Raw genomic sequence first — 13,391 nt, 5'->3', positions numbered from 1 at the left:
GTTCCTAACCGTCAGTTTTGGATTTGCACCAAGATGTTCGATCGACGGGCAAGGAACGCTTCCGGTCGCCTTCGGTTAGCGGAGTAATATCCGGAGCAGTTCCATGACCGAATATCCCAAGCCGCCCTTTCCCGCCCAGCAGCAACCGATGCCCGGCTCGACCCGCGCGATGAACCCGCGGCCGGATCACGGCGAGGAGAGCTACAAGGGGTCGGGTCGTCTCGCGGGCAGGAAGGCTATCATCACGGGCGGCGACAGCGGCATCGGCCGCGCCGTCGCAATTGCCTATGCCCGCGAGGGGGCGGACATCGTCATCGCCTATCTGAACGAGGATGAGGACGCGGCCGAGGTCAAGGCGCTGGTGGAGCGGGAAGGGCGCAAGGCGGTCCTGATTGCCGGCGACATCAGCAATCCCGATCATTGCCGTTCCATCGTCCATCGGGCGGTCGAGGAACTCGGGGGCATCGATATCCTCGTCAACAACGCGGCCCATCAGGCGACGTTCAAGGACATCCAGGACATCAGCGACGACGAATGGCAACGAACGTTCGAAGTGAACATCCACGCCATGTTCTATTTGACGAAGGCCGCCGTCCCGCACATGCGGCCGGGCGCGGCGATCGTGAATACGGCTTCCGTGAACTCGGACATGCCGAACCCGAGCCTGCTTGCCTATGCCACGACCAAGGGGGCCATTCAGAACTTTACCGGAGGGCTTGCACAGATGCTGGCCAGCAAAGGCATTCGGGTCAATGCGGTCGCCCCGGGACCGATCTGGACGCCGCTCATTCCGTCGACCATGCCCGAGGAGTCTGTCAAGAATTTCGGCAAGCAGGTGCCGATGCAGCGTGCAGGCCAGCCGGCGGAGCTTGCGTCGGCCTACGTGATGCTGGCCGACCCACTCTCGAGCTACACTTCGGGAGCCACTCTCGCCGTTACCGGCGGCAAGCCATTCATCTGAGCCGGTTCGCCGCCTACGCCGCGTTCGACGCTGATCGTGCCCGCTCGGCGTCACAGCGTAATGACGTAGACGGCGAAGGCGATGATCATTGCCAGGCTCACGACGGCAATACTGATCAGCAGCTTTCCCATGGCCCTCCACGTTGTCCGGGGAACATCAATGGAATACCCGCGCTTCCGTTCCAAGGTGCCGGGACACAATCGTTTGCTCTGCACCCTTGGCAAGCTCGTGAGCGACTTTGCCCGGCGAGGCAGGACGCTGTCGGACGTCGCGGATGATGCCAATCTACAGGTGCTTTGCCCGACGGGTCAAATAAGGTTCGTAAAATCAGAAGTGATTGCCGGGGCGGTCCCAAGTCATTGATCTCATTGTCAGCGGCTACTGTGCATGGGGTTGTTTTCGCAAGATCGATTGGAACCGGGACGGGCAGGGAGCAGTTGCCAAAACCCGCCAACGAAAGATCTCCCATGGACCTGAGAGACGCCTCCGCAATGACCGAAGCATCCGGCCTTACCGAGCCCGACGTTGGCAGCGCCTCGCCGGAAATTGGCGGCGCGAGAACGGAGACGCCGCAGCATGAACACCCTGCGAAGGCCGCCACAACGCTCATAGCCGAGCAACTGCGGGAGGTCGCCATGGCGGCGCCGCTCCGATCGCTGGCTGCGGCGTTCGTGATCGGCGTCCTGGTCGCGCGGCGGCGCTAGGCGGGATAGCGGGTGGCGGCGAAAAGCACTTTGCGGAACGCGTGGCTTGCGGAACGCGTGGGGGTCGTCGCGCCGCAGCATTGCAAGCGGAATTAGGAACGTCTCCTCCGGCGACTGGTTGTCGAGCCGGTCACGGGAGAACAGCATGGATGAGAACGATCACACCACCGCACGGTCACCCCAGAACAGCGCTGTCGGCTGGGCGGTCGGCGCAATCTTCGTCATAGCGGTCGTCGCGGCCCTCTTTTTCTACAATGGGCGCGACGTCGGGCATCAAACCACCACCACGACTCCGACCAATGCTCCGAGCGTCACGACGGGGTCGAGCTCATCAAACAAGTGAGGCCGCTCATTCCATCTATCGCGAGCAAAAGCGACGAGCATCGCGTGAAGTGTGGGTGATGCGAAGCTGACGGGATCTCCCTCGGAGGCAGATCCCGCCAGCCAGAAGCAGGCGTAGCGTCTATTCCGTCCGCTCGACGGCCGCCGGCATTTTCGCAATAGACATCAGCGAACGAGCGACCTGGTTCAACAGCTGATCGGCATTCTCTTCCTCGGCGAGGGACATCGACAGCAGGCTGACGACGGCGCTATGGCGCAGTTGCTGAGCGAGATTGCGCGCGGTGGTGTAACCGGCGATCTCGTAATGCTCGACCCGCTGCGCCGCACCGATCAATGCGAGGTCGGCAGCAGCAGCTTCCTTCTCTTCGCCTTCGTCCATGATTTCCTGACCTTCCTCGACCAGGCCCATCATGCCCTTGCAAGGCTTGGCCCGCGCGGACTTGCCGAGCATCTCGAAACACTCGTTGATCCGCTCGATCTGTGCCTCGGTCTCGGCGAGATGCTGCTCGAACAGCTCCCGCAGCTGATCGAAGCGCGCGGCTTCCGCCATCTTTGGAAGTGCTTTCGTCAGTTGCTTCTCTGCGTGAAGGATGTCGCGGAGCTCGTCGATCAGGAGGTCGCCAAGACCGGCTTCGTCAACCGGCGGAGAGCTCTCGGTGACGATCGCGTTTGCCGGGCCAGGCTCGCCGGCCTGAATAGCAGGCGAGTCGGTGAAGACCCATTCGCCTCCTTCATTCCACGGTCCGCGCGTGTCGATCTCCCCGTGATCGCCGGTTCCCGTCGAATCATTGAAGAACTGATCGACGAGGCCGGGGGTCGGGGCGATCCGGCCGATGCTGAATGCCGGCTTTGACATGCTTTCGAGCGCCAGCGAGAACGCCTTCATATGCGTGATCTCGCGGGTCATCAGGAACTGAAGCGCATCCTTGGTGCCGGCATCGTCGGTGAAATTGATCAGCCGCTCGTAAACAATCTTGGCTCTCGCCTCTGCGGCAATGTTGCTCCGAAGGTCGACATCCAGCTCGCCGGTGATCTTGAGATAGTCGGCAGTCCAGGCATTGCCCTGCGAGTTGAACAGGTTCACGCCACCGCCCCCCGCAATCGCGATGAGCGGATCGGCTTCGGCGGCCTGGCGATCGAATTTCGATGGCTTGAGATGCATGCGAGCGAGCGTGCCGACGACTTCGAGATGGCTCAATTCCTCGGTACCGATGTCCATCAGGAGATCCTTGCGATCCGGATCCTCGCAATTGAGCCCCTGTATGGAGTATTGCATGGCGGCGGCAAGCTCGCCGTTGGCGCCGCCGAACTGCTCGAGAAGCATATTGCCGAAGCGGGGATCAGGTTCGTCGACACGGACGGTGAACATCAGCTTCTTGACGTGATGATACATGGATTGCCCTTTAGGTTGCGAGGAACATCCGTTCTCGAACCAGCGTGCATTGGGGTTGTTCCTATCTAGCTGGAGTGCGCCGGCGTCCGTCCGGCATGACGCGCTGGCCGCCAAGGCGAAGGGGATCGGTCCACTCCCGGAAATCCAGATGTCAACACCGTCACCGCTCGTCGGGTCCGGGACACCGGCGGCGGCCGCTAGGGATCGGCTGGGACAGTTTGCCGTCAATTATGGCTGCGCGCGCTGAACATGCGAGCGTTCGTTCTCGACGTCCTCGGCGTCTTGCTCGTCGATCTTCATGAGCGAGTTGTCAGCTGCCCCATGCACCTTCAGGAGCTCGTCGAGCTTGGCGTGCAGGGCCTGGGTATCGCGATGCTCGGCCCGCTGAATGAGAAGCGTCATTCCCCAAGTCGCCAGCGTCGCAAAGGAATGCCACTCGAGGCCGTTTCCCAAAGTGATCCAACAGACCGCATACACCAGATAGAGGACGAACGCGGCGGGCCTGGCCGTGGCCACGCCGATCTCCGTAAGCCAACCTTTGGGATCATAAAGGGACATGCGGGCAAACAGCACGAGAAGGGCAGATGTTCCCTTCGACGGTCGACCGCCGCAATCCAGCGCGAGCGCCGCCGTAACCCGTTTGGAGTCCCGATCTCGTCAGGAGGTGACACCGGCAGCCGCGTGCTGGGTCATCTCCTTCGCTCGATCTTTCGCCGCTTGCAGCCCCTTACGGAAACCGCTGCGGCTGGGATACAATTTGCGCCGCGCGTTCCGCGGGGGGCGACCCGGCTTGGTATCCTGTGCAACCCGGTAGTCGAGCATGGCGATCCCGCCGACCACGAGGAGCGCCAGCGCGATGTTGCCTTTCTTGGGATTGTCGGAGGTCAGGCCCGACAGAAGTGCAGCCGCATCCAGACCGTCCCCACCGACGCGGGCCCACAGCCCCGCGTTCTTGTCGACCGAGAGTGACATGACCCCGGCGAGGATTTCACGCACGCCGAAAGCACGGACCATCATCTCATGGCCCTCCATTCCCAGGGTTTCCGTGACACGCCGAGGCGCGACGAATTCCATGATGCCAAGACCGATACTGAACCAGCCGAGCGCGCGTGCAAGTTGATCCTGCGGCCGCTTCAGGCTCGGTCCGCCTTCTACGAGCTTGGGATCGCCCTTGGAGCGTACAATATTGGAGAGATGAAACATGGTTGCTCCTTCAGGGTTTCAGGACGACTTTGACGCAGGAATCGCGCTTGTCGCGGAACACCTGGTACATTTCGGGACCTTGCTCGAGCGGCACGGTGTGGGTGATGACGAATGAAGGATCGATCTCGCCTTGCTCGATGCGGCGAAGCAGATCGTCGGTCCAGCGATTGACGTGGGTCTGCCCGGTGCGCATCGTCAAACCCTTGTTCATGAACGCGCCCATCGGGAGCTTGTCAGAGAAGCCGCTATAGACGCCGGGCACCGAGATGATTCCGCCGGGCCGGCAGACATAGATCATTTCCCGCAGCACATGGGGCCGGTCGCTCTCGAGCATCATCATCTGCTTGGCACGATCGAGCAGGGTGTCCGGCCAGGACGCCATCACGTGGGATTCCATCCCGACGCAATCGATGCACTTTTCCGGACCTTTGCCGTCGGTCAGCTCCTTGAGCCGCTCGAGGACACTCTCGTTCTCGAAATTGATCGTTGTCGCGCCGGCGGCTTCCGCCATACTGAGCCGATCGGGCAGGCAGTCGATCGCGACCACTTGATTGGCGCCGAGCAGGATGGCGCTCCGGATCGCCATTTGTCCGACCGGACCACAGCCCCAGATCGCGACCGTATCGGTCGGTACGATGTCGCATTGGACGGCGGCCTGCCAGCCTGTCGGGAAGATGTCGCTGAGAAACAGCAGCTGTTCGTCCGGAATGCCTGCGGGAACCTTGATATGCGTGGCATCGGCAAAGGGCACGCGCAGATATTCTGCCTGCCCGCCAGGATAGCCGCCCGTCAAATGGGTGTAGCCGAACAGCCCTGCGGTCGAATGTCCGAACACCTTATCGGCCAGGTGCTTCTTGCGGTTGGTGGTCTCGCACACTGAGAAATTGCCGCGTTTGCATTGATCGCACTCGCCGCAAATGATCGTGAAGGGGACGACGATGCGGTCGCCCTTCCTCAATTTGCCGTCGACGCCGGTGCCGACTTCGACGACTTCGCCCATGGTCTCGTGGCCCATGATATCGCCGGGCATCATGCCGGGGATGAAGTTATGGAAGAGGTGAAGGTCCGAGCCGCAGATTGCGCAGCTCGTGACCCTGATGATCGCGTCGCGCGGGTCCTGAATTTCCGGATCGGTGACGGTATCACACCGGATATCCTCCTTGCCGTGCCAAACCAGCGCCTTCATTTTCGTTCTCCACCTGAACTACGAGCCATCTAAGTCCAGAATGCAACGATAGTTGCTATTGCTGCTGCAAATCTTCGCAGCCGATTGCGGACGTTTGGATAGGAACGAGCTGGACCCGGAGCGATTGGCCGTCATCAAGATCAGCCGCGAGGATACGCTCATGTCTGCCAGCCAAGCGCCCGCCAGCAAATTCGCCGTTGTAACCGGATCCTCTACCGGAATAGGTCTGGAACTCGCAAGGTGCTGTGCCGAGGATGGCTTTGATCTCGTCATCGTTGCGAACGAGGCTGCAATCGAGACGGCTGCGGCCGAGTTGCGCAGCCTTGGCGGAAGCGTAGAAGCCGTGCAGGCCGATCTCTCCACCATCGAGGGCGTCGACAAATTATGTGCGGCGATCGGCGACCGGTCGATTGATGCGCTGCTGGCCAATGCCGGCGTCGGGCTCGGCAATGCTTTCCTCGATCAGGAGTTCGGTCGGATCAGGCGCGTCGTCGACACCAATATCACCGGAACTCTCTATCTGATCCATCGCGCCGGGAATGAGATGCTCCGGCGGAACTCAGGTCGTATCCTGATCACGGGCTCGATCGCCGGTTCCACCCCTGGCAGCTTTCAAGCCGTCTACAACGGCACCAAGGCATTCCTCGATTCTTTCTCCTTCGCGCTGCGCGAGGAGCTGCGCGACAGCGGCGTGACCGTCACGTGCCTGATGCCAGGTGCGACCGAGACCGAGTTCTTCCGGCGCGCCGACATGATGGACACCAAAGTCGGTACCGACAAGAAGGACGACGCACGGGAGGTCGCGAGGGCCGGCTTCCATGCGATGCTGCGCGGAGAGTCAGACATCGTCACGGGAATGAGGAACAAAATTCAGACGACGGCGGCCAGCGTCACGCCGAACGAGGTGCTGGCCAGGCAGCACCGCAAGATGGCGGAGCCTGGCACCGCGAAATCGTGAGGCTAGGTGTCCATTCATCGGGCCGTGAGAGCGCCACGGCAATGATCAAGTTGCCAACATCAGAGGCTCTTCCGAATCGCCCAAGCTTGCCGTCGCGCCATTCCGACAAGAGGAAATCCAATCGCAGGCTTAATGCAGGTCTGCCAGTGCATTTGTCGGAATGGCGGTTGATTTTGCTGGCAAATCATACGCCTCTTAATCAGCGGGTCCCAGGTTCGAGCCCTGGTGCGCCCACCAATCAAAAATCCTTGGCTCCCAATACTTCGCCGGATGTCGGTGGAGAACAAAACGGGTCTCATGCGACGTTTATTGCGGTCGGTGTTGCGCGGCCAGATGCCGTGCGACTTTTCCTTGGTTTCTCGTCAGCGCGTTAGATCCGATCGTGCAGGCCGACTACGTGCTCGTCGTAGAATAGGATATTGCAGCGAACAACAGTCTCTTCTGGCCGTCGCAGCCATACTGCTTGCTGCAGAACTCAAGCCGGATCGTCCAACGCAGCAGCCCCTTCGGAGAGACAGGTGGGGTGTGGGCTTGGGATTCCCCCCTTTGTCCTGGCCTCGACCGGCTGACCAGTGGCAAGCTGTTCTTCCCCGATCTGAACTGACGGACCTGGAAGGATTGAGCCAGACAGGGGAATTGTGTGGTTAGATTGCCGAGCTCTCGTCCCTTGCGACGCAGGCTGGTTGACCAGATTCACGGACAAGCGAGTGGAGAAGACAGGCCGCCCTGGCGTCTCGCTGAAATCTATTTTTCCGGCAAAGCGTACGCCACCAAGGAGTCGCCGATGGGCGTCTCCATGAAATGGTGGCCACCTGCCATGATGACGATGTACTGGCGGCCGCCAGCCTCATAGGTGATCGGCGTGGCCTGGCCGCCGGCAGGAAGCACGTCGTCCCACACCGTCTTTCCGGTCTCGATGTCGATCGCCCGGATCAGATTGTCGGTCGTCGCTGCGATGAAGATCAGGCCGCCGGCGGTCACGACGGCACCGCCATTGTTTGGCGTCCCAATCCGGATCGGCAGCATCGACGGGATCCCGAATGGGCCGTTCGTCCGAGCTTCACCCAACGGGCGATCCCAGAGCGTTTTGCCGCTCTTCAGATCAATGGCTCGGATTCCGCCATAGGGCGGCTGCTTGCACAACAACCCGGTGCCGGGCAGCCGCCACCCGGCATTCACGTTGATGGCATAGGGCGAACCGAGCTGCGGATCGCCCGCGCCTTCTTGCCCTCCGATTTCGCCGCGCGCCTGGTCCCGCGGCGCCCAGCCTTTGCGATTGGCTTCGTCGCGCGGCACCAGCCGATTGTAGTTCGGCATGTCGTTGTAGTTGGCAACGATGATGTCGCGAACGGGATCGACGGCGATACCGCCCCAATCGGAGCCGCCATTGTAGCCCGGATATTCGATCCAGTGCGGGCTTGCGGTGGGTGGCGTGAAAATTCCCTTGTAGCTCGCCCGGCGGAACTGGATGCGGCAGATCATCTGATCGATCGGCGACATGCCCCACATGTCGCGCTCGGTGAGATCGGCCTTCCGCAGCGTATGATACAGCGAGAACGGCTGGGTCTTGGCGCGCTGCGCAGGCTCGACGCCGCCTTGCGGCACAGGTCTCTCCTCGACGCCGACGAGCGGCTTGCCGGTGCGCCGGTCGAGAACGAAGATGTCGCCGCGCTTGCTCGGCAGAACGAGCGCCGGCACCGGTGTGCCGCTGTCTGTGGGGAAGTCGACCAGCGTCGCTTGCGAGCCGAGATCGTAGTCCCAGACGTCGTTGTGCACGGTCTGGAAGTGCCAGGCAGGCTTGCCGGTCGTGACATCGAGCGCGACCAGGGACGTCGCGAACTGCTTTTCCCGGTTCGAGCGGCTGCTGCTCCAATAGTCGACGGCGGAAACGCCGAGCGGCAGATAGACGAGCCCCAGTTCCTCGTCGCCGGAGGCAGTCGTCCACATGTTCGGCGTGCCCCTGGTGTAGGTCTGTCCCATCGGCGGCAGGGCCCCTGCGTCAGGCTTGGCCATATCCCAGGCCCAGCGCAACGCGCCGGTCCGTGCGTCGTATCCCTGGATCACCCCGGAGGGAGCATCCCGCTTCTGCCCATCCAGCACTTCGTGCCCGACGACGACGATCCCGCGAACGATCGTCGGCGCCGACGTAATCGCAAACATGCCGGGATCGTGCCGGCCGACTCCCGTCGCGGTGTCGACCTGACCGTCATATCCGAATGCCTCGCAGCGCTTTCCGGTCGTCGCATCGATTGCGATCAGGCGCGCATCGAGCGTTCCTTCGATGATGCGGCGGGCGCAGGCGGCGCCCTGATCGGCATTGGGCAGCTCGTAATATGCCAGACCCCGGCAAGCTGCGGTGTACGGAATGAATTCGTCCGGGACACGCGGGTCGAATCGCCAGATCTGCTTGCCGCTCTGGGCGTCAATGGCAAGAACGAGGTTCTTGGGGGTACACACGTAGAGAGTATCATCTACCTTGAGCGGTGTGTTCTCCGCGCCGTAGGTGCCTTTCGTGTTCTTGGTCGGCAGGTCGCCGGTGTGGAACGTCCAGACCTTGGTGAGCTTGGCGACGTTCGTCGCATTGATCTCGTCGAGCGGCGAATAGCGGCGCGCGCTGTAGCTGCCACCGTAGGCGGGCCAGTTTGCGCCCGTTTTCAGAGGCGAAGGATCGGCCATCGCGTTCGTCTGCGGTGGCAGCGCGGGCACCGTCGCCCTTGCCGGATGGAAAGCCCCCGTCATCAAGGCAGTCGTGGCAGCCAACAACAGGAATCCAACGAGGATAGTAGCTATAGGCTCATATTGATGACGTATCGGGCGGAGCTTCGGGGTGAGCGCCAGAACGGCGACCAGCAACAAACTCGGGCCGACGGTGCGCGGGACCAGCGCCCAACCATTGACGCCAACTTCCCAGAACGCCCATGCGAGGGTAAGCAGGAACAGAAGCAGATAAAGCCACGCGCCTTCAACGCGCCGGCGGGCCAACAGAACACCCGAGACGATCAGGACAATTCCGCTGGGCAAGTAATAGAACGAGCCTCCCAACCAGAGCAGCCAAGCACCGCCGGCCCCGAGCACGAGGCCGATGAGAACCATGACGCCTCCGAGAACAAGTGCCGCCCAATCGGTTGCGCGATACGTCTGAGCCATTGCCGAACTACGCACGATGAACTGTTTGCTTCATGATCCAAGGAAGGCCCATCGCATTGGTTCCTCCACAAGGAGGTACGTTCGCGCACCATGACGGCGTCCTTGGTCAGTTGTTCAATAGCTTGGAACCTGTGCAGCGGCGGGAGGTTTTCGTCATTCATGCAGCTTGGCGAGCTCGCAACGGACGTGACCAGAAGCGCTACAAATGCTGAGCCGCTGAACGCGGGTAGCCGCGGGCCCCTGCGCAGGTTCATCTCCGTCGCAATGGCCGTTTGGGTCAGGCTAGGCGATCACAATATTTCGGTTCTGTCCGCCGCCGTTGCCTTCTATTCCTTTCTCTCGATCTTCCCCGCCATTGCCGCGCTTGTGTCACTCTATGGGCTAGTCGCGGACACCAATGACATCGTGCAGCAGCTCAACGCGCTCCAGGTCATCCTGCCGGGGGAAGCGACCGCGCTCATTTCAGAACGGTTGAAGGCGCTCGAGCAGGGCACGCGTCCACCTTTCGGCGTCGGGCTGATGGTGAGTGTCGGAATTTCGATCTGGAGCGCGCGCTACGCGACCGGGACACTAATGACTGCCTTGAACGTGACTTACGGGGTCTCCGAGGAGCGCGGGCTTGTTCTCTTCAATGCGGTCGCGCTGTCGCTGACCATGGCGTTGATCGTCCTTGCCGGTGGCGCCGTGATCCTGATCGCGGTGATGCCTCTCCTGCTTAGCTCCTTACCAATTCCGACTGGCTGGCAGGCTGCGGCCATGTGGATACGGTGGCCGCTCCTGGTGTGCACGATCATCGCCATTATCGCTCTGCTCTATCGGTACGCACCCAATCGACTCCACCCGAGATGGGACCTTGCTTCGGCCGGCGGGCTCCTCGCAACGACCGGATTGGTTGCGGGTTCATACGCATTCTCAACGTATGTGAACACGTTCGCCGCCTACCAGAAGACCTACGGTTCGCTCGGCGCAGTTGCGGTGTTGATGACATGGCTCTGGGTTGCGGCATATTCCATTCTGGCGGGCGCTGAGCTCAACGCCGAGATCGGGAGGCGCCTGATTCAGCGATAGCTGTTGGCGCATCATTGTCGCCAGGGGAGGACGGGACCTGTTCGGTGAATCGCCCCATCGGACCTGCTCGGACCATAAGGGTAAACGACTGATACTGGCGTCCGACATCATCCCTGTCACTGGGGGCGGCAATCGTTCGACAAGCGTCCGCGAGGACGAGGGCCGCGTGATGGGAGAGTGCCAGGAGCCGCGCAGGATCACGCTCGCAGCTTGCGACCTGGGTCAAAACCTCGATCAGCCGGATAGAGACCACGGGCTGAGCGCCGGCGCTTTGCCTGATCATATGGAACATCGTGCCGAGCAGCTCCTCGTATTGCACGAGCGGCACCACCAGGACCGGCTGGCCGCCTCTAATCGAGATTCCCGTCGGGAGGTGCAACGGCACGAGATCGCATAAAGCTGCTCCCAGCCGGTCCAGGACCGCGAGCGCAGTATGCGGGTCGTTGATGCCGGGAGAAAGTGCTCTGACCGCGACCTCGACGAGTTGGCGGACCGCAAAGCGCAAGTCGGAGGAAATGCTGCTGCTTGCACCCAGCGCCGTCGCATTCCGGATCGCGGCCTCGGCGCCGTCGATTGGAGGCGTGACCAGACCGACCGTCGCCCCCGGGAAGACATAGTCGCCGGGCCCGACGAGTAGCCGAATGGTCACTCTGTGCTTGGCCGCCCAGGTGGCCAGGCCCTCCTCGTCGAGATGCTGCAGATAGCCGCGCCGCGTGGCCTTGAGAGGCAGGGACCCGATCCAGAATTCCTCCGGGGGCGATTTCGGTTGCGGATCCATGACCGTAAGCTGCTGGATCGCGGCCCTGAGGTCCTGACTGACAAGCTCTACGACCGTTTCCACGTTTATCCGCCCGGCGACGTGACCGACGAAATAGACGAGCATGGCGACACATGCGAACGCGAGCACGATGCCAACGCTCAGCGCCAGATGGGGAACGAAGCCGCCCTCGGGCTCGGTCCGGATGCTTCTCAGCACGACGAGGGCGTAACAGAACGTGCCGAGCAACATCCCCAGCGTGAATTGATTGCCACGATCGCGCGTGAAATTGCGCAGCAGCCGGGGGCCCATCTGACCCGCGGCCAGGGACAGTGCGGCAATGGTGATCGAAAAGACGGTCCCGGCTACGCCGATTGTCGCGCCTGCCACGGCGCCGAGCAGGGTGCGGGCGCCGGTCGCGCCGCCATCGTAGAGCCAATCCTGCAGAGCAGGGATCGAGACGGAGTCGCTCTGGTCGAGATGAACGAGCGCGAAAGCAAGGAGCAAGCTGGAGAACACCATGAGCATGGGCACCAGCCAGAATGTCTCGGCCAGGTCGGCTAGCAGTTTCTCAAGGCGTGTGAACATTCAAGAGCGGGATCCCGAAGCAAATTAACGTCGAACTGAAGACCAACAGATGGAGATCGCAAGCCTGCGGGGCGGCCTGATGGGCCGCCCCGTCTGGACAAGTCTATCCGTTCGGATATTTGAATTCGGGCGCTGACTTCAGCTGGTCGGCGGTCGTGTCCATCGTTGCGGACCACTTCTTGGCTGCATGGTCGAACTTCAGATTGATCGCCGAAGGTCGCACTGCAACGTAATGGTCACCAATGCCCAGGAACCCGCCCACGGAAAGGATATAACCGTCGATCCCGTTCTCGTTGAGTGCCACATCCTTGATCGTTCCGATGTCCTGCTTGGCGTTGTTGTACACCTGCAGACCCATCAACTGCGAGCTCAGGCCGTCCTTGGAGGGCACCGCCGTAAAGGCGCCGCCAGGGCGCTCCGAAGTCGCATTGGCGCTGTTGCTGGAGACGCTTGCGTCGGAGGAGGTCTTCTGCGCGTTAGCGCCGACCGTTTTCACCTCGGCGAAATCGTTCGGGCCAACGAAGATTGTCACCGGATTCCCCGACCGATCCTTGGCCTCCACCAGAAACGACTGCGGCCGCACCTTGACCTGGGTGAAACCCGCCTGTTGCAGGTCATTGACCATCTGCTGCCGAACGTTCGTCTGGCTGCCGCCCGGCTGCATCGCGTCGGCCTTGTTGACCCCCTTGCTTGCGGCGCCTTCGGCGGAATGGTCCGACTGATTGCGGCTCGTGTTCTGCACGGTGCTATGGTCCGCCGGGGCGGCGGCTTGCGGAGCGCTTTGCGCCGCCGCGAGGGAAGATGCGCCGACGAGAAGGGCGGCGGCGGTGAATGACGCTGCTTTCATAGTTGCTTTCATAGATGGATCTCCGTTGCTTGGTTCTCTGAATTAGGTCTCATCCCAACGACCGATGGCGCCAGGACGCTATGCGGCCTAGGGACATGGATGTCTGTCGCCGTCGTAGCCCAGATAGGTACCGGAGCCCGGGTCGTAGGATTTGTATCGCTGCGAACAGTAAGCGTTGTTCTCGGCGGCTTGCGCTCGGCTGTTAGCCACTGCGCTTCCGATCGCTGCACCTGCCAC

At 61.7% G+C, this 13,391-nt stretch carries 13 protein-coding genes; 5 read left to right on the top strand and 8 right to left on the bottom strand.

The features are described 5' to 3' along the window. Positions 1-103: 103 nt before the first annotated feature. From IC50_RS27045 to IC50_RS27035, 3 genes are all read left to right on the top strand, one after another. Positions 104-961, top strand: a complete 858-nt coding sequence (locus tag IC50_RS27045; protein ID WP_035711863.1) for an SDR family oxidoreductase — start codon at positions 104-106, stop codon at positions 959-961. 491 nt (positions 962-1,452) lie between these two features. Continuing rightward, positions 1,453-1,665, top strand: coding sequence for a hypothetical protein (locus IC50_RS27040; RefSeq protein ID WP_050991121.1), 213 nt, complete (start codon positions 1,453-1,455; stop codon positions 1,663-1,665). 145 nt (positions 1,666-1,810) lie between these two features. Continuing rightward, positions 1,811-2,008, top strand: a complete 198-nt coding sequence (locus tag IC50_RS27035; RefSeq protein ID WP_035711859.1) for a hypothetical protein — start codon at positions 1,811-1,813, stop codon at positions 2,006-2,008. Between the two features lie 120 nt (positions 2,009-2,128). Here IC50_RS27035 and IC50_RS27030 read toward each other — a convergent pair whose 3' ends face one another. From IC50_RS27030 to IC50_RS27015, 4 genes are all read right to left on the bottom strand, one after another. Then, positions 2,129-3,400 (bottom strand): DUF892 family protein, encoded by a 1,272-nt coding sequence (locus IC50_RS27030; protein WP_035711857.1) that lies wholly within the window; start codon positions 3,398-3,400, stop codon positions 2,129-2,131. A 228-nt stretch (positions 3,401-3,628) separates the two neighbouring features. After that, on the bottom strand, positions 3,629-3,916 hold the full coding sequence (locus tag IC50_RS27025; RefSeq protein ID WP_244429658.1) for a low affinity iron permease family protein: 288 nt from the start codon (positions 3,914-3,916) through the stop codon (positions 3,629-3,631). A gap of 141 nt (positions 3,917-4,057) precedes the next feature. Further along, positions 4,058-4,603 carry a hypothetical protein gene (locus IC50_RS27020; RefSeq protein ID WP_035711853.1) on the bottom strand — a complete coding sequence of 182 codons (546 nt, stop codon included), beginning with the start codon at positions 4,601-4,603 and terminating at the stop codon, positions 4,058-4,060. 10 nt (positions 4,604-4,613) lie between these two features. Continuing rightward, a complete protein-coding gene (locus tag IC50_RS27015; protein WP_035711850.1) occupies positions 4,614-5,789 on the bottom strand; it encodes a zinc-dependent alcohol dehydrogenase in 1,176 nt (391 codons plus the stop codon). Positions 5,790-5,949: 160 nt separating this feature from the next. Between IC50_RS27015 and IC50_RS27010 the strand changes: the two genes are divergently transcribed. Continuing rightward, positions 5,950-6,747, top strand: a complete 798-nt coding sequence (locus IC50_RS27010; protein WP_035711908.1) for an SDR family NAD(P)-dependent oxidoreductase — start codon at positions 5,950-5,952, stop codon at positions 6,745-6,747. 744 nt (positions 6,748-7,491) lie between these two features. On the opposite strand, the gene IC50_RS27005 is transcribed toward IC50_RS27010, so the two are convergent. Beyond that, entirely contained in the window at positions 7,492-9,894 is a 2,403-nt protein-coding gene (locus IC50_RS27005; RefSeq protein WP_035711846.1) for a membrane-bound PQQ-dependent dehydrogenase, glucose/quinate/shikimate family, read from the bottom strand. Positions 9,895-10,053: 159 nt separating this feature from the next. On the opposite strand from IC50_RS27005, the gene IC50_RS27000 reads away from it, so the two are divergent. After that, on the top strand, positions 10,054-10,962 hold the full coding sequence (locus IC50_RS27000; protein ID WP_050991120.1) for a YihY/virulence factor BrkB family protein: 909 nt from the start codon (positions 10,054-10,056) through the stop codon (positions 10,960-10,962). Here IC50_RS27000 and IC50_RS26995 read toward each other — a convergent pair. The 3 genes from IC50_RS26995 to IC50_RS39395 form a co-directional block, all read right to left on the bottom strand. Continuing rightward, positions 10,925-12,307, bottom strand: coding sequence for a DUF2254 domain-containing protein (locus IC50_RS26995; protein ID WP_035711843.1), 1,383 nt, complete (start codon positions 12,305-12,307; stop codon positions 10,925-10,927). The two genes, IC50_RS27000 and IC50_RS26995, sit on opposite strands and share 38 nt — an antisense overlap. A gap of 103 nt (positions 12,308-12,410) precedes the next feature. After that, positions 12,411-13,166 carry a PRC-barrel domain-containing protein gene (locus IC50_RS39400; RefSeq protein ID WP_244429656.1) on the bottom strand — a complete coding sequence of 252 codons (756 nt, stop codon included), beginning with the start codon at positions 13,164-13,166 and terminating at the stop codon, positions 12,411-12,413. A 75-nt stretch (positions 13,167-13,241) separates the two neighbouring features. Further along, a partial coding sequence (locus tag IC50_RS39395) for a BA14K family protein (RefSeq protein WP_162131531.1) occupies positions 13,242-13,391 on the bottom strand: 150 nt, incomplete at its 5' end.

The sequence above is a fragment of the Bradyrhizobium genomosp. I (2014) genome, from assembly GCF_000261685.1.
In the GTDB taxonomy this organism is placed as follows: domain Bacteria; phylum Pseudomonadota; class Alphaproteobacteria; order Rhizobiales; family Xanthobacteraceae; genus Bradyrhizobium.
This window is presented reverse-complemented; position numbering and strand designations above follow the sequence as displayed.